General features: G+C 70.1%; 13 protein-coding genes. 4 read left to right on the top strand and 9 right to left on the bottom strand.

What is annotated here, in order from left to right:
* Positions 1 to 335 precede the first annotated feature (335 nt).
* From ND747_RS09380 to ND747_RS09355, 7 genes are all read right to left on the bottom strand, one after another.
* Positions 336 to 704, bottom strand: a complete 369-nt coding sequence (locus tag ND747_RS09380) for a hypothetical protein (protein WP_251733103.1) — start codon at positions 702 to 704, stop codon at positions 336 to 338.
* 324 nt (positions 705 to 1,028) lie between these two features.
* Positions 1,029 to 1,232: a hypothetical protein gene (locus ND747_RS09375; RefSeq protein WP_251733102.1), complete on the bottom strand. Its 204-nt coding sequence runs from the start codon at positions 1,230 to 1,232 to the stop codon at positions 1,029 to 1,031.
* Positions 1,233 to 1,362: 130 nt separating this feature from the next.
* Positions 1,363 to 2,613 (bottom strand): ABC transporter substrate-binding protein, encoded by a 1,251-nt coding sequence (locus ND747_RS09370; RefSeq protein ID WP_251733101.1) that lies wholly within the window; start codon positions 2,611 to 2,613, stop codon positions 1,363 to 1,365.
* Between the two features lie 531 nt (positions 2,614 to 3,144).
* A complete protein-coding gene (locus ND747_RS09365) occupies positions 3,145 to 4,389 on the bottom strand; it encodes an ABC transporter substrate-binding protein (protein WP_251733100.1) in 1,245 nt (414 codons plus the stop codon).
* Positions 4,390 to 4,753: 364 nt separating this feature from the next.
* Complete coding sequence (locus ND747_RS30040) at positions 4,754 to 5,194, bottom strand: thiol-disulfide oxidoreductase DCC family protein (protein WP_374216199.1); 441 nt, start codon at positions 5,192 to 5,194, stop codon at positions 4,754 to 4,756.
* 893 nt (positions 5,195 to 6,087) lie between these two features.
* Positions 6,088 to 7,008 (bottom strand): zinc-binding dehydrogenase, encoded by a 921-nt coding sequence (locus ND747_RS09360; RefSeq protein ID WP_251733099.1) that lies wholly within the window; start codon positions 7,006 to 7,008, stop codon positions 6,088 to 6,090.
* 161 nt (positions 7,009 to 7,169) lie between these two features.
* Entirely contained in the window at positions 7,170 to 8,162 is a 993-nt protein-coding gene (locus ND747_RS09355) for an NAD-dependent epimerase/dehydratase family protein (RefSeq protein ID WP_285900253.1), read from the bottom strand.
* A gap of 538 nt (positions 8,163 to 8,700) precedes the next feature.
* On the opposite strand from ND747_RS09355, the gene ND747_RS09350 reads away from it, so the two are divergent.
* Positions 8,701 to 9,813 carry a HoxN/HupN/NixA family nickel/cobalt transporter gene (locus ND747_RS09350; protein ID WP_374216198.1) on the top strand — a complete coding sequence of 371 codons (1,113 nt, stop codon included), beginning with the start codon at positions 8,701 to 8,703 and terminating at the stop codon, positions 9,811 to 9,813.
* 337 nt (positions 9,814 to 10,150) lie between these two features.
* Positions 10,151 to 10,354, top strand: a complete 204-nt coding sequence (locus tag ND747_RS09345; RefSeq protein WP_175084660.1) for a cold-shock protein — start codon at positions 10,151 to 10,153, stop codon at positions 10,352 to 10,354.
* A 167-nt stretch (positions 10,355 to 10,521) separates the two neighbouring features.
* Here the strand turns inward: ND747_RS09345 and ND747_RS09340 are convergent, their stop codons facing one another.
* Complete coding sequence (locus ND747_RS09340; protein WP_251733096.1) at positions 10,522 to 11,853, bottom strand: GAF domain-containing SpoIIE family protein phosphatase; 1,332 nt, start codon at positions 11,851 to 11,853, stop codon at positions 10,522 to 10,524.
* Positions 11,854 to 12,303: 450 nt separating this feature from the next.
* Here ND747_RS09340 and ND747_RS09335 point away from each other — a divergent pair, with 450 nt between their 5' ends.
* Together ND747_RS09335 and ND747_RS09325 are read left to right on the top strand one after the other, a co-directional pair.
* The gene (locus tag ND747_RS09335; RefSeq protein ID WP_251733095.1) at positions 12,304 to 13,287 is read left to right on the top strand and encodes a transglutaminase family protein; all 984 of its coding nucleotides are present in this window, start codon (positions 12,304 to 12,306) and stop codon (positions 13,285 to 13,287) included.
* Between the two features lie 336 nt (positions 13,288 to 13,623).
* Positions 13,624 to 15,216, top strand: coding sequence for a Na+/H+ antiporter (locus ND747_RS09325; protein WP_374216197.1), 1,593 nt, complete (start codon positions 13,624 to 13,626; stop codon positions 15,214 to 15,216).
* Positions 15,217 to 15,673: 457 nt separating this feature from the next.
* Here ND747_RS09325 and ND747_RS09320 read toward each other — a convergent pair.
* A partial coding sequence (locus ND747_RS09320; RefSeq protein ID WP_251733092.1) for an MFS transporter occupies positions 15,674 to 16,695 on the bottom strand: 1,022 nt, incomplete at its 5' end.

The raw sequence follows: 16,695 nt of genomic DNA, 5'->3' as shown, positions 1-16,695 counted from the left end.
AGACCGAACCGAACCTCGCGGCAGAACCGCACGTCCGGTCGGCCTGAATGACACCCCTTCTGGGCAGTGAATAGTGACACGGCATACATCCGGGGGCAACTTCTACCAAGAAGAAGGATCAGGTGCGCCGAGCCAGGTAGCGTTGTCCGCCCCAAACGGCAGCCGCGTTCGCCTGTGGCAGTAGCGGAGTCCGGGTTCCACCGCAACGGCGGGTGCGGGGTGCGGTGTACAGCAATGTCACCCGCGCCGCAGCCGCGTGGCCCAGGGAAGCGCCCTGGGCCGGGCCGCTGGATCAGGCCCGCCCCCGGGGCCGCCGCCGGCCAGCGGGGACCTACTCAGGAGGGGATCGGGGTGTAGCCGACGATCCGGTAGGAGGCCGGCTGGCCCTTGTCGTTGAGCTGCCCGGTCAGACCGCCATGGGAGGACACCGCAGGCGTGGCCGGGTAGGCCTCGCCGTTGCAGCGGAACCTCAGGTCACCGCCGCCCGGGATCTCCTGCTCCGGCATCGACCGCAACGCCGGGATGATCCTTGCCGGGGCAATCCTGGCCGGGGTGACATCACCCCTGATGTCCGCCAGCGCGGTCTGGAACGGGCTCAGCTCCGCGAACATGTTCATGTCACTGGCGTCATCGGTGTCGATGTTGTTGCCATAGGCCGCCACGCCGGCCTCGTGGAGCCGGGTCGACGGGTTGTCGATGCCCACCGGCGAGAACGCGTTGGTCGTGACCCGTTCCGGCGCATCTCCCGGGACCGCCCTGCGGCTCGCGCCCGTGATGCACCGGGAGGCCGAGAAGAGCGGGCCCGCGAAACCAGCCTTACACAGAACGTTGAACGTTCCGATGCGGAACGCGTCGCCACCGACGACCTCGATGACATTGTGTGCACTTTCGGACGGATCCCGTAACCACAGGGTCGGGTTTGCGATACCCAGCGGAATCGGAACCAACTTCAGCGTGATCCCGACCTTCCCCAGAACCTCCCGGCCGCGCCCCGGAACTGGGCCGGCGCCGGCGGTACACCGATGAGGTCACCGGTCGAGATTCCTGGTCTTCGCCCTCTCGGCCGGAAGCCGAATCCCCCCGGTCACGACACCGGTCGGGTCACCCAGCGAGAAGATCGACTGGGCAACCTTGAGCTGATCGATCACCGTCTCACATGTGACCAGCTGGATCCGCCGACCACCGATACCGGAACGGCGCTCGTTACAGCCGGCCGCCACCGCCAGCAGCACCCCACGGACACCGCCGCCACGGACGCCGCCGCCACGGCCACGCCGGCACGAGCCCCCTGTCGCCCGGGGTGCGGCTCCGGGCCGGGATCAAGACCCGGCCCGGAGCCACCTCCTCCTGCGGAGGAACTACTTAGGAGGGGATCGGGCTGTAGCCGACGACCTGGTATGCGGCCGGCTGGCCCTTACCGTCAAGCTTCGCGACCAGACCACCCCGGGCGCAGACGGCCGGCCTGGTCGGGTAGGCCTTGCCGTTGCAGCGGAACTTCAGCCCACCGCCACCCGGGATGTCCTTCTCCGGCATCGACTTGAAGGTCGAGATGACCGTGGCCGGCGTGATGTCGCCCTTGATGTCCGCCAGCGCGGTCTGGAACGCGCTCAGCTCCGCGAACATGTTCATGCCGCCGGAGTCGTCGACGTCGATGTCCTTGCCATAGGCCGCCACGACCGCCTTGTAGAGACGGGTCGACGGGTTGTCCACGCCCACCGGCGAAGCCGCGTTGATCGTGACCCGCTCCAGCACGTCCGCCGGAACCGCCTTGCGGGTCGCGTCCGTGATGCACTGGGAGACCGCGAAGTACGGGCCGGTGAAACCAGCCGTACGCAGAGCGTTGAACGCGCTGATGCAGAACGCGTCGTTACCGACAACCTCGACGACGCCCGGCGCGTCCCCGGACAGGCTCTGCAACTGCGGGGTCATGTCCGCGGTACCCAGCGGAATCGGGATCAGCTTCAGCTTGATCCCCGCCTTCTTCAGAACCGCCGCGGTCTCGCCCGTGAACTGGGTCAGCGCCGGCGGGACGTCAATGATGACACCGGTCAGGGTCTTGCTCTTCGTCTTCTCGGCCAACGGCAGAATCCCACCGGCCACGACACCAGTGCCATCACCCAGGCTGAAGGTCGACTGGGCGTCCTGGAGCTGTTGCGGGTCGTTCGTGGAGAAGAACAACACCGGGATCTTGGCCGCGTGCACCGGGGTCCAGATCGCCTGCGCCACCGCGGAGGCACCCACCACCACCGCCGCGACCTTCTGCTCGACCGCCCGGTTGCCGCAGTCGGTGCCCTTGCTCGGGTCGTTCGCCGTCTCACACGTGGTGAGCTGGATCGGCCGGCCACCAAGACCGGACTTGCGCTCGTTGAGGTACTTGACCGTCGCGGACGCCACCCGCAGCTCGATCGACGAGTCGCTGGCCGGAGCCTTGCCGTCCGAGATCAGAGCGATCTTCACCGGCGCACCGGTTGCCCGCGCCACCGGGCCCAGCAGCGCCGCGCTGCTCGAGGCACTCGCCGTGGCTCCCCCGCTGCTGCCGCCATCACCACCGCCGCCGCTGCCGCTGCTACTACTACAGCCGGCCGCCACCGCCAGCAGCACCCCCACGGACACCGCGGCCACGGCCGCAGTGGTGCGAGGCCCACGCCGCCCGGACCGGGCCTGCCCCGACGCACCACGATGACCAAGCGTGCCTAACTGAATTCCAAATGTGCGCATGCGATCCCTAGTCTGCTTGTCCGTCGCTCCGCCTCGCTGGCACCTGAGGTGACAGCGCACGGACCGGGCCCCGCGGCAGGCCGCGCGCGTCCAACTAGCCCGGATGACACCCCGTCGGGTCAGGGGAGTGTGACACGGCATACATTGAGACGCAAATCTCACTTATACGGCAGATTTGTTGATCGAAAATTTATAAGATCAACGGCCCAGGTTTCTGCATTAACTACTCGCCGGTAGGAACGCTGGAGACTAGGAACGCTGGAGACAGAGCCCGCCGCACGGCCGATCATTACACCCGGCGCGAAACGCCACAGGTCGCGCGGTCACAATGCGTGATCGCGCGACCTGTGGCGAGGTCGTCAGGGGGCGGCTCAGGGTCGGCCGGGATCAGAGCCGACCGGAGCCGCCCTCCGGCGAGGGAACCGTTTAGGAGGGGATCGGGCTGTAGCCGACGACCTGGTATGCGGACGGGTGGCCCTTACCGTCAAGCTTCGCGGTCAGACCACCCCGGATGCAGACGGCCGGCCTGGTCGGGTAGGCCTTGCCGTTGCAGCGGAACTTCAGCCCACCGCCACCCGGGATGTCCTTCTCCGGCATCGACTTGAAGGTCGAGATGACCGTGGCCGGCGTGATGTCGCCCTTGATGTCCGCCAGCGCGGTCTGGAACGCGCTCAGCTCCGCGAACATGTTCATGCCGCCGGAGTCGTCGACGTCGATGTCCTTGCCATAGGCCGCCACGACCGCCTTGTAGAGACGGGTCGACGGGTTGTCCACGCCCACCGGCGAAGCCGCGTTGATCGTGACCCGCTCCAGCACGTCCGCCGGAACCGCCTTGCGGGTCGCGTCCGTGATGCACTGGGAGACCGCGAAGTACGGGCCGGTGAAACCAGCCGTACGCAGAGCGTTGAACGCGCTGATGCAGAACGCGTCGTTACCGACAACCTCGACGACGCCCGGCGCGTCCCCGGACAGGCTCTGCAACTGCGGGGTCATGTCCGCGGTACCCAGCGGAATCGGGATCAGCTTCAGCTTGATCCCCGCCTTCTTCAGAACCGCCGCGGTCTCGCCCGTGAACTGGGTCAGCGCCGGCGGGACGTCAATGATGACACCGGTCAGGGTCTTGCTCTTCGTCTTCTCGGCCAACGGCTGAATCCCACCGGTCACAACACCGGTCGCGTCACCCAGGCTGAAGGTCGACTGGGCGTCCTGGAGCTGTTGCGGGTCGTTCGTGGAGAAGAACAGCACCGGGACCTTGGCCGCATGCAGCGGGGTCCAGATCGCCTGCGCCACCGCGGAGGCACCCACCACCACCGCCGCGACCTTCTGCTCAATCACCTGGTTCGCGCAGTCGGCGCCCTTGCTCGGGTCGTTCGCCGTCTCACACTTGACCAGCTGGATCGGCCGGCCACCAAGACCGGACTTGCGCTCGTTGAGGTACTTGACCGTCGCGTCCGCCACCCGCAGCTCGATCGACGAGTCGCTGGCCGGAGCCTTGCCGTCCGAGATGAACCCGACCTTCACCGGCGCACCGGTTGCCCGCGCCACCGGACCGAGCAGCGCGGCGTTGTCCGCGGCACTCGCCGTGGATCCCCCGCTGCCACCGCCGCCGTCACTACCGCCACCACTGCTGCTGCAGCCAGCCGTCACCGCCAGCAGCACTCCTGCGGACACTGCCGCCACGGCAGCGCTGGTACGAGCCCCCCGCCGCCCGGACCGTGGCCGCCCCGAAACATCGCGGTGACCACGTGCACTTAAACGATTCCAAACTGTGCGCATACGATTCCTAGTCTCTGCGTCCGTCGCTCCACACTGCCGGCGCCAGGGTACGGAGGTCGGAGCAGGCCCGCACACGGCAAACCACGCATGTCACAGCTGGCCCGAAACCTACCCTGCGCGGGCAGTGCATGCTGACACAGCGCGCATCTGGGGAGCAACTTGTACTAGGCCGATAGATCGGATATGCCAGGTTTGTAGCGCACATGGTCTGTGCGGGAGCCCCTGTCCTCCCATCACCCCTGACCGCCTCGACCGGACGTCATCCGTGACCGCCAGGTGCAACGGGCGCGACGGCGCACCCGTCCGTGGCACCCGGCAGTCGGTGGCGATGGGTGGCCACCAGCCGGTACACCCCGGCGGCCAGCCAACAGAGCGGCGGAAAGGACATGATCCATCCGGCGATCCGCCACGCGGACCCGGCTCGGCCGGCTCGGCGCGATCGGCGGAGGATCAGGGCGATCGCCGCCGCACCGGACGCACGCCGCCCGTCCACACCGATCCACTGCACGGCGCGGCCGGCTTCCCGTTCGCTCACGCCCAGCTCGGCCAGTGGCATCCGCTGCCAGGGTTCGATGTCGACCGCCGGCCGCACCTCGGACCGGAGGAACCGGGCCGACCGAGTGCAGAACCCGCAGTCCCCGTCATAGAGAAACAGTGGCCGGTCTCGGCCAGGCGACCGCAGGCCACCGCTCGACCGCATCGTCACACACATCCACCACCCGTCATCATTGACCACCATACCGCGCGTACACGAGCGCATTCCAGGTTGTCCGGCGACCCGCCGGCTGCCTATTCTCTCGCACCATAACGGTCGCCGGCCTGTCTGCCGGAAGCCATCGGAGACCGGCAGACAGACCGCGTCTCGCCTCGGCCTTTCTCTCTTTCTCTCCAGGACTGGGCAGGAAAACCCATGGAGCTGACGGCGCAAGGTTCCGCTGTCCATCCGCGGGAGGCGCCCAGCGGTGTACGCCGCCTCCGGCGGCGCCAGGTCGGTATCCGCCCCTTCGTCACCGCCAGTTTCACCTGACCGTCGTGGTCATCAGCACGATCTACCTGTACTACGCGCTGTACACCGAGGATGCGGTCGTGACCCAGATCATCCGGAACTACGGCTTCCCCTTCACCACCCTCGCCATGATGATCATGCCGTGAACGTCGCCTTCGCGCTTTCTGCAACGCCCACCGACACCCATTACCACGCGATCGCAGTCCATTTCGTTCTCATGTCCGTCGGCGGTGGCAGACCTACGTCGCCTGGATGGCGGCCTTCACCGAAACGGTCGAGAGAGCCAGCCCGGCCGGGACCGTCCTGGGACTGGCCCTGTGGGGGTGGATCCGGCGCCTCGCCGTGGCACTGGGTCTGGTCGGCCTCCTCCTGGCTTTGCCCACGACGTCGACGCTGGTCGACCACGGGCCGCGGACGAGCGGGCGCACGCCGACCGGGTCGCGCGCGAACCGGCCGGCCGGCAGGCCGCGGGCGACCCAGCCGCCACTCCTGCCCGCGCTCCGACCCCGCGTACAGGGTCAGGCCCGGCCCGCTCCCGCCTCTGGTGACCGGCGATCTCCGGTGGATCACCAGAGGCCCTGGCCGGTTCAGTTCGCCGGGAGTTCGAGGACAGCCTTGCCGGCGACCTGGCGCGAGAGCAGCGCCTCGGCCGCCTCCGCCGCCTGCTCCCAGGGGCCGCGCCAGCCGATCTGCGGGTCCAGCTGGCCCTGATCGAGCAGACGAACGAGATAGGCAAGATCCTCGGCCAGCCCGGAGCCCATGATGAACGGTTCGATCCGCTTGCCCTTCGCCTCGAGCCACACCGAACCGAAGTCGAGGATGGTCGGCTCACCGGAGGCGTTGCCGATGGCCAGCGCGACCCCGGTCGGTTCGAGCCGGACGAACGCGTCGGCGAGCTGAGCCCCGCCGACATTGTCCAGCACCCCGTGCACCGGGCTGGTGACACCTGCCGGGCCCAGGACGATCTCGGTGGCGCCAAGCCGTTCCAGGCCCGCGCCGCGGGCGGGAGTGCTGACCGAGGCGACCACGTCCGCACCGGCCCGAGCGGCCAGCTGCACGGCGAACCGCCCCACCCCACCGGCTGCACCGGTAACCAGCACCCGCCGGCCAAGGACCGCGCCCAGCCGGCGGACCGCCCGCAGCGCGGTCACCCCGGCCACGGGCAGCGCGGCCGCCACGCCCAGATCGAGACCGACGGGCAGCACCGCCAGCTCCGCCGTCGACACTGTGCGCAGGCCGGCCCAGCCGCCGGCCCAGCCGAAGGTCACCACCGGGGTGCCCGGCGGCGGTCCGGAACCATCCGCGGCCGAGACGACGACGACGCCGGCGGCATCCCAGCCGTGCACCGCGCCAGGCTTCGCCCGACCTGCGCGGTGGGCCACCTCGCCATGGTTCAACGAGACCGCCCGCACCTCGACCAGCACCTCGCCGGGGCCGGGCACCGGATCCGCCACCCGGTCGAGCCGCAGACCGGCCGGCTGATCCGGGTCGTAAACGAGTGCCAGCACGAACTCTCCCTGGGGTCACGGCGTCAGGCGCCGTCTGGTACCAGAACAGCCCCATCCGAGATGACTGTCCAGCACCGGACCGGCCGTCCGCCCGCCCGCCCGCCGGGAAACAGGAAGCCCAGGCGACCGGCAGGGCCGGGGCACGGACATCGCGGGATGAGCTACCGCGGTGCGTCGGCCTTGTCCCGGCTGTCCTGGGCGAGGTGGAACGCGGCGGCCTCGCGGACGGCATCCAGCGTCGGGGACGGATGCCAGCCGAGCTCACGCGTCGCCTTGGCATGGTCCAACGGTGGCATGAAGTACATGAGACGGACGGTGACGCTGTTCATCAGGACGTCCCGGCGCAGCACCCGGGCGACGACGTCCCCGGCGCGGCCGACGACCTTCAGCACGGGCAACGGCAGGCCGACCCGCGGCGGCTTCGCGCCGCCCGCCTCGGCGGCGGTGACCAGTACGTCCTTCCAGGACAGGTACCGTTCGCTGACGATGTAGCGCTCGCCGACCCGCCCCTTCTCGGCGGCGAGCAGGAACGCTCGGGCGGCATCCCGGATGTCGACGACCTCCATCGAGGCGGCACCGAAGTGGATCGGCATGCGTCCCCGCGCCGCGTCAGCCACCATCTGGCCGTGCGGGGTGCCGTAGTCGTGCGGGCCGTACGTCGTCGACACGCACAGGACCACGCCCGGCAGCTCCCGCTCCCGGCAGTAGCTCAGGACGAGCTTCTCGGCGTCGATCCGGGACCGGATGTACGGCCCGCCCAGATGCGCCCAGGTGTGCGGGTGGTCCTCGTTGGCCGCTCCGCCGTCCGGGGCGAGGCCGATCGTGCCGACGGTGCTGCAGAAGACGAACCGCCGCACCTTCTCCTCAACGGCGGCGTCCAGCGCGTGCCGCAGGCCCTCGACGTTCGTTGCGAACAGCGGCGCCGGGTCCCGCAGCGACGCCCGGGTGTCGACGACACAGTAGTAGACGGTGTCGACGCCACGCATCGCCTCGCGCAGCGCCGCATCATCGGTGAGCTCGCCGTGGTGGCGCTGCACGGGCAGCTCGTCAAACGCCTTGGTCGAGCTGGAAGGCCGGATCCACACCCGCACCTCGTCGCCGCGCTCGGCCAACTGCCGGGTCACATGCGAGCCGAGGAAACCGCTCGCGCCCATTACCAGCTGTAATCCGCTCACGTGCCGGCCGCTCCTTCGCCACTGTTGCCTCGGATGTCACCGTTGGCTGGGACAGCGCCACCGTCCGGATAGTGGCGTGGCGCTGGACACACCAACGTCGTCGACATTAACGCCGTTCAGACCGGCGCACACCTGCTATCGCACCGGCGCGGACAGCGCCGACCGGCTCACAGCCCGGTGGCTGACCGGTGGTGTTCCTGCCCGCGGACCTGGGTGATGGTCCGGCCGGCGGGACAGCGGGTCCCGTGCCGGCAGCGCACCCACTTGCAACCCATTTGCATCTGCAGGATAGTCGCACATGCCTGGCGACCCTGCTGGAAGGAGACTCCGCATGGCCCACTCCACACCCGGTTCGGACGGAGCCGGCGGGGTCGGAGCCGGCGGGGTCGGAGCCGGCGGGGTCGGAGCCAGCTCGGCCGGCGGGGCAGGCGGGGCAGGCGGCGAACCCACGCTCGCGGCGCGGCTGGCCCAGTTCCGGGGAAGCCTCACTGCCGCGGACCGGCGCTCGCTCGCCGGGATGGGGGCCGTCGTCGTCGTGCTGCACGTGGTCGGCTTCGTCGTGTTGTTCGCGCTGGTCACCCCGTACGACTACCGCCTCGGCGGCGACCGTCCGATCTTCACCGCCGGCGTCGGGATCCTCGCCTACACCTTCGGCCTACGCCACGCCTTCGACGCCGACCACATCGCCGCCGTCGACAACACCACCCGCAAACTCATCGCCGACAACATCGCCCGCGAAACCGACGGGCAGCCCCGCCACCGCCGTCCGCTGTCGGTCGGCTTCTGGTTCTCCCTCGGGCACTGCACCATCGTCCTCGCCCTCGCGTTCCTGCTCTCCGCCGGCGTGAAATCGCTGATCGGACCGGTCGAGGACGGCTCCTCCCGACTGCACACCATCACCGGCGTCATCGGCCCGTCCGTATCCGGGGTGTTCCTGTGGATCCTCGGGATCCTCAACCTCGTCGCCCTGCTCGGCATCCTCAGGGTCTTCCGCGACCTGCGCGCCGGCACCTACGACGAGGCCGAACTCGAACGACACCTGGACTCCCGCGGCCTCATGAACCGGATCCTCGGCGGCCTCACCAGAACCGTCACCCGCCCCTGGCACATCTACCCGGTGGGCGTCCTGTTCGGTCTCGGGTTCGACACCGCCACCGAGGTCGGTCTACTCGTGCTCGCCGGCGGCGGCGCCGCGTTCAGCCTGCCCTTCTACGCGATCGGCGTCCTACCGATCCTGTTCGCCGCCGGCATGTGCCTCATGGACACCATCGACGGCGTCCTCATGAACGCCGCCTACGGCTGGGCCTTCGCCCGCCCCGTCCGCAAGGTCTACTACAACCTCACGATCACCATCATCTCGGTGATCGTCGCCCTCGTCATCGGCACCATCGAACTGCTCGGCGTCCTCGCCGACCGCCTCGCCCTCACCACCGGCCCGCTGGCCTGGATCGCCGGCGTCAACCTCGACTACGCCGGCTACACCATCGTCGGCATCTTCTTCCTCACCTGGGCGATAGCACTCGCCATCTGGCGCTTCGCCCACATCGAGGATCGCTGGGCCGCTCCCGGCGCACCCATGGCCGCACCCACCGCGGCGCCGGCCGCCGCGCCGACCGTGCCAGCCTCGTGAGCCACCACACCGCCCAGCACCGCGCCGCCGGTGGCGGCCCGTCGACCACCCTCAGCTGGACCGTTCCGGGCCGGACCCGGGCCGGCGGACCCAGGTTGCCGGATCACCGCAAGGGGCGGTGATACCACCAGAACGCCGTCCTGGCCACTGGCAACCTGGACGACCGACGCCGGGACATTCGGCACCTCGGACGGGTAGGGTAGGCAGCGTTGCCTGTTCTCCGCTGTATGAACGTCATGCATCGTCGAACGGAACGGCCGGGCGCGGAGTGATCCGCAGCCGGTGCGAGACCGGGAGACGAGAGACGTCTACCGGGACAGCTGCAAGGAGAACGATCGTGGCGCAGGGTACCGTCAAGTGGTTCAACGCGGAGAAGGGCTTCGGATTCATTTCCGTGGACGGCGGCGGTCCGGACGTGTTCGTCCACTTCTCCGCCATCATTGCCGATGGCTACAAGTCTCTTGACGAGGGCCAGAACGTGCAGTTCGAGATCGTGCAGGGCCAGAAGGGCCCGCAGGCCGACAACGTTCAGCTCGCCTGACGTCTCACCGGCTGCACTGACAGGGCAGCGCGCGGGCGACCGTGCGCTGCCCTGTTTTTTATGTCAGTCCCGCCGCCCGTGTCCGTGGGACACGGCTGTCCCGACCGGCGCCAGCGCCAGCGCCACGATATGGCAGCACCGGCTACGGTTCGTACCCCTGGGCCGAGCTATGCCGGTGGTACGCGGATGACGAGCAGGGCCGTGTCGTCGCTGGCCCAGTCGCCGCTGTAGCGGGAGAGTTCCTCTCCCAGGCTCGCGACGACGCCCGTGGCGGCGAGGTCCTCGCAGCGGGCGAACGCGGCTTCGAGCGCCTCCTCGCCGAACATCGGCACGCCGGCTGCGGCAGCCTGGTCCCGCCGGCGGGGGCGGGCCTCGGTGGCCCCGTCGGTGTAGAGCAGCAGCGCGTCCCCGGGCCCGAGCCGGAACGGGGTGTCGACCAGGTGCACGTCATCGAGCACGCCGAGCAACGTGCCGGGTTCCCCCACCGGTGCCACCGCGCCAGCCGCCCGGCGGACCAGCGGCGGCGGATGCCCGGCCAGACACAGCCGGCCTTCCACGCCGTCCGCGGTCGGCCGAAGCATCACGCACACGGCGGTGAGAAACCGGTCGTTACCGCGATAGGCCAACAGGGCGGAGTTCAGCCGCTCGCACACGGCGGCGGGTGACCTGTGCTGGGTCGCCTCCGCCCGCAGGGTGTAACGGGCCAGCGCGGTCAGCTTCGCCGCGTCGACGCCCTTGCCGCACACGTCTCCCATCACGGCACACCACCACCGGCCGGTGGTCCGGAACAGGTCGTAGAAGTCGCCGACGACCGTGGTGCCGCCCGCCGCCGGAAGATAGGACGCCGCGGTCTGCAGCGTGGGAATCTCGTCGAGCACCGGCGGCAGCAGACTGTCCTGCAGACTTCGGGCCAACGCCGCGGAGGTCCGCTCGGCGTCCCGGGCGGAGGCCAGCGCGGACCGCAGGTTGATCTCGTTGCTCACCGCGCGGGCCAACGTGCCCAACGTCGAGAGCTCCTGCGGGGCCCACACGCGTGGATTCTCGTCGATCACACACAGACTGCCGAGCACCTCGCCCCCGGGCGCCAGAATCGGCTGCCCCGCCCAGGCACCGATCTTCATCGGCCGTACCGACGGATGCTCACGGGTGCGGGGATCGGCGGCCACGTCGCCCACCGCGAGCCCTTCTCCCAGGCCGATCAGCAGATAGCAGAAGCTCTCCTCGACGGACGTCCCACGACGAGCCGCGGCCTCGCCCGACACCCCGACGGACGCCTTCCAGAACGACCGTCGGGCGTCGACGAGCGTGACAAACGCCCGCTGGCACCCGGTGATCTGGGCGGCCAACGCGGCAAGGTCGTCGAAGGTGGGCTCCGGACCGGTGTCGAGCAGCCCGGTGGCGGCCACGGCTGCCAACCGGCCGGCCTCCGCCACGGCGGCAGGAAGCCCGTCGGCCCGAACCCCGCCGGGGAACGTCAGCGCACCCACCCTGGACCTCACTCCCCGCGGCTCCCCGCGCACCACCAGGCCGGGACCCACGACCACCACCGCAGCCACCGGCAGCGCCTGACGACAACCCCTGACGACACAGGGCAGCCGCCATCGCGGCTCCGGCCAGGCACGCTCGGACGCAGGACGTCCGTCGCCAGGGCCGGCGCCCATCCAATCATAACCGGAAACGACCGGATCAAACCTGCGAACCGGCACGCACCACAACCGTGAGGCGGTTGGCTTCGACTTTCCTCCACCGGTGGATCAGGACGAGGAGTTTTCACCGGGCAGCCGCGCCGTGTAAATCCCGGATCGAACAGGTACTGGTCACACCTAACGGGTCGGACGCCCCCGGATGACCCGCGTAGAGTGCGATCAGGACGATGGGTTTTCCAACGCCGCGCAACAGAGTTTCACCGAGTCCGCAGCGGAGTTTCGCCGAGTCGAGGTGCCACCCAGATGACCAGTGCGCAGCCGGCAGGTCACCAGCCACCCCCGCAGCCCGGTGGCATGGCGGCGGGCCGGGTGGTCAGTTGCGAGCTCACCCTCGAGGTCAGCGAGCCCGCGGAGCTCGCTGTCCACATTGTCGCCGCGGGTGGTCGGGTGGTCCGGGCCGAGCACCTGGCCGTCACGCTGGGCGGCGAGGCGCTGCCGGCTCCGGCCGAACTGACCGCGCCGCACCGTGGGCGCCTCCATGTCCTGCGCACAGGCCCGGGCCTGCTGTCGGTGTCCTACCGGGCCGAACTCGCCGCCGCGCCGCCGGGCGCAGCGGGCCCCGTCGACCACCCCGACCTGCCCGGATCGCCATCGACCCCATCGCCCCCATCCGCCCCACGCCAGCCACCCGACCCGCGACGGCTGCCCGACCTGCCCCGGCCGAACGGCCCGGAGCCGCTGCCCGACCTGGAACAGCTGACCTATCTGCGGGCGAGCCGGTACTGCCCGTCCGACCAGGTCGTCGGGTTCGCGGTCGCCGAGTTCGGCGCGCTGCCCGCCGGGCGCCCCCAGGTGGAGGCGATCACCCGATGGATCAACAGCCGGGTGGGATACGTTCCGGGTGCCAGCAACGTGCACAGTTCAGCCACCGATGCCCTGCTTACCGGACAGGGGGTCTGCCGCGATTTCGCCCATCTGGGAATCACCCTGTGCCGGGCACTCCAGATACCGGCACGTTTCACCGCCGTATACGCACCCGGCCTGACTCCGATGGATTTTCACGCCGTCTTCGAGGCTTTCTCCGACGGCGCCTGGTGGGCCTGTGATGCCACTGGTCGAGCTCCTCGCCAGGGCATGGTCCGCATCGCGACCGGCCGAGACGCGGCGGATACCGCCTTCCTGAACGTCCTGCGCGGAATCGTCGCGCTGCGTTCACTCGAAGTGACGGCGACCGTCACCGGCGCGCTTCCGCTCGATGACGGGTCCGACCCGCAGCAGCTCGGCTGAGCACCGTGAGCGCCTTTCGGCCATTCCATGAAAAGGGGGAGGCCGGTCCGGGATGACAATTTCCCCGTTTGCGGCCGCGTGCTCGCGTAGCATGACGGTATGGAACGTGAAGATCTGTGGACGACTGCAGGCATCGCGCGTCGACTGGCTATTCCGGTGGAACGAGCCAGAAAACTGTGTCGCCGCACGGACTTTCCCAGGCCGGCCCGATCCGCGCCGTATTTCGACCTCTGGCGGGCGCAGGATGTCGAAGCCTGGCTCCTGGAAGGTCCGACGGACGGCTGACCGTGCCACCGCCCGTCGGCGGTGGCCGCCGGCTCCGCTCGGGCCGGACACGTGCTCGCGGCGATAGCATTCGGCCTTCTCGCGGTGGCCCTGGTGGTGGCGGCGGCTCTGGCCGCGAGGCGGTTCGGCCTACCCGCTCCCGTGCTGCTCGTCGGTGCGAGCACCGTCTACACCCTGCTGCCCGGTCCGGATCTGCGCCTGGACCCGGACATCATCCTGGTACTGGTCATCCCACCGTTGCTGTACTCCGCCGCGCTGAGCTCGAGCCTGTTGGAGATCCGGGCGAACCTGCGTGCGGTGATCTCGCTGTCCGTGCTGCTCGTCGTCGCCACCGCACTGGTCGTCGGCGGCCTGCTGGTCGCGGTGATGCCCGGGCTGCCGTTCGCGGCCGCCTGCGCGCTCGGCGCGGCGCTGGCCCCACCGGATGCCGTGTCGGCGCTGTCGATCGGCCGGCGAGTCGGACTGCCAGACCGGTTGCGCACCGTCATCGAGGGCGAGAGCCTGCTCAACGACGCGACCGCGCTGACCCTCTACACGGTGGCGGTCGCGGCGGTCGTCGGCGACCCGTTCGACGTTCCCTTCGTCATCGAACGGTTCCTGGTTGCCGCGCTCGGCGGGATCGCCGGGGGCCTCGTGGTCGCCTGGCTGCTCGGGCAGCTACGACGGCGGATCGAGGAGCCGGTCGCCGAGTCGACCATCTCGCTGGCGACCCCGTTCGCCGCCTATCTTCCCGCCGCGGCCCTGCACGTGTCCGGTGTGCTTGCGGTCGTCACGGCGGGGCTCGTCCTGGGCCACCAGTCCCGGCAGCTGCTGTCCGGCGCCGCCCGGCTGCACGCCCTCGCGGTATGGCGCCTGGTGGACCTGCTGCTCGAAGGCTTCGTCTTCCTGGTCATCGGCCAGCAGTTCGTCGCCATCGTCCCCGCGATCGCGGACTACTCCCTGGGCACGGTGCTGGCCGCGGCAGCGGTGACTCTCGGCGGTGTGTTGCTGACGCGGGCATTGTGGCTGCTGGTGCCCGTCCTGCTCCCGACGCGGCTGCGCTTCCTGTCCCCACACCCGTATCTGTCCGGCCGCGAGCTGCTGGCGCTGTCGTGGTCCGGGATGCGCGGCGTGATCTCGTTGGCCGCGGTGTTCGCGCTGCCGGCATCCACCGATGCCGTCGAGTTTCCCCAACGCGATCTGCTGCTGTTCTGCGCCTACAGCACCGTTCTGGTCACCCTCGTCGGACAGGGTCTGACCTTCGGGCCGCTGCTGCGACGCCTGGGGGTCCGGCCCGACGCCCACGAGAGCCGCCGACGGCGGGCCCGAGCCCGCACCGCGGCCGCCGAGGCCGGCCTGCGTGCACTGCGATCCCTCCAGCAGCACGAACCCATCCCCGACGCCCTCGCCGGTCGACTGCGCCGCGCCGCGGAGGACCGCAAACAACGCAGCCAGGACAGCCTGACCGCGCTGAACACCCCCGCCGACGAACAGGTCCGCCCCGAGAGCCCGACCCAGACCTTCGGCCGCGTCCGACGTATCATGATCGAGGCCGAACGGGACGAGCTACAGCTGTGGCGGGATACCGGAGCGCTCTCCGACGTCTCACTGCGCCTGCTCGAAAGCGAACTCGACCGTGAGGAAGGAGCACTTCCGCCCTCCTGAGGTCAGCTGGCTTCTGGCCGGAACGTCTCTGGCCGGAACGTCTCTGACCGGGACACCTCTGACCGGGACGGCGGGCGCAGCGGTGCCCCGACGCCGTGCAGCCACCGCAGTGCCTCGCGACAGGAGCCCACCGCGCTGGCCTCCTGACAATCGATGCCCCGCGTCTCGCAGAACGCGCGCACCAGCAGGTGTGCCGGGCGCAGGTTCGGCCGTGGCATGCTCGGGCAGAGGTGCTGCTCGATCTGGTTAGTTCAGGCCGGCCCCGACGTCCACACTCATGGTCATCCCGCTCAACCGACCACCAGATCAGCGAGAGGGAACCCGGAACAGGCGTACGGACCAGACCCGGACGAGAACACGGCCACGCTGACCCACCGATCTCCGCGCCACACCGGAGGGGCGACGCCCCACGACGTCGGATGCCCGGTGGACTGCCAGCGCGGCCGGCCCGGTCAGTTCAGCTGGTTGCGTCGACGGCCCGGACCGGACGGACGGAAAGCAGGACAACGGCCACGACCAGCAGCGGCCCGCAGATCAGCAGTCCGGCGGGCGGGCCGACGAGCGTCCACAGGCCGCCGGCGGTGATGGTGGCGAAGACCCGTCCGGCGTTCTGCAGGCCGATCAACGCACTCAGCGCAGGCCTGCGGCTGTCCGGGGTCGCGAGTCGGGCGACCCCGGCGTATTCGGCGGCATCCACCGCGCCGGCGGCCTGGCCGGCCAGCACGAAGCAGATGATCATCAGGGCCAGCTCACCCGGTGCGGCGAAGGCGAACCCGGCGTAGGCCAGCAACAGGACGACGGCGCCCGCCGCGACCACCACACCGGCACCCAGCCGGTCCACCACCCGACCGGCCCAGACGGCACCGCCGGCCGCGCTCACCTGGTAGACGACGTAGAGCAGCGCGACGGCCTGCAGCCGGCTCAGCGACCCCGCCCCGTCGGGAAGGATCTTCGTCGCGCGCAGCAGGAGCAGCGCGGCGGCGATGTTCGACGCCTCGTACAGGGTGACGCCGACCAGCAGCCGTCCCAGCGGCCCGGACCGGCGCAGCTCGGCCAGCATCGACCGAGTGGAAGGTGCCGGCGGGCCCGGCGGATTCGAGCCCGCCGCGTCGGACCCGTCGGCCCGGGATCGGGCCGCGCGCGCACCCATCGCGCTGGCCACGCCGGCGACCAGCGCCGGAACGACCGCCAGCAGCAGGACGGTGCGGACACTGGCGAACGCCAGCAGCAGCACCGCGATCAGTGGGCCGGCCGCCGCGGCGAGCGCGTCGATGGAACGCTCGATGCCAAGCTGACGACCGGAGCCCCGGGCCAGCGCCTGTTCGCTCACCGGCCGCAGGGTCGTCGGCGTGCCCAGGCCGCGCGCCACCCACGAACCGGACCGGCAGGCACCGGCCTGCCAGACGGCGGCGCCCCCGACCAGCAGTTGCCATACCCGCCGCCACAGCCCGGTGGGCGCGGCGACCAGGTAGGCCAGGA

This window comes from Frankia sp. R82, assembly GCF_023716925.1.
In the GTDB taxonomy this organism is placed as follows: Bacteria; Actinomycetota; Actinomycetes; order Frankiales; family Frankiaceae; genus Frankia.
This window is presented reverse-complemented; position numbering and strand designations above follow the sequence as displayed.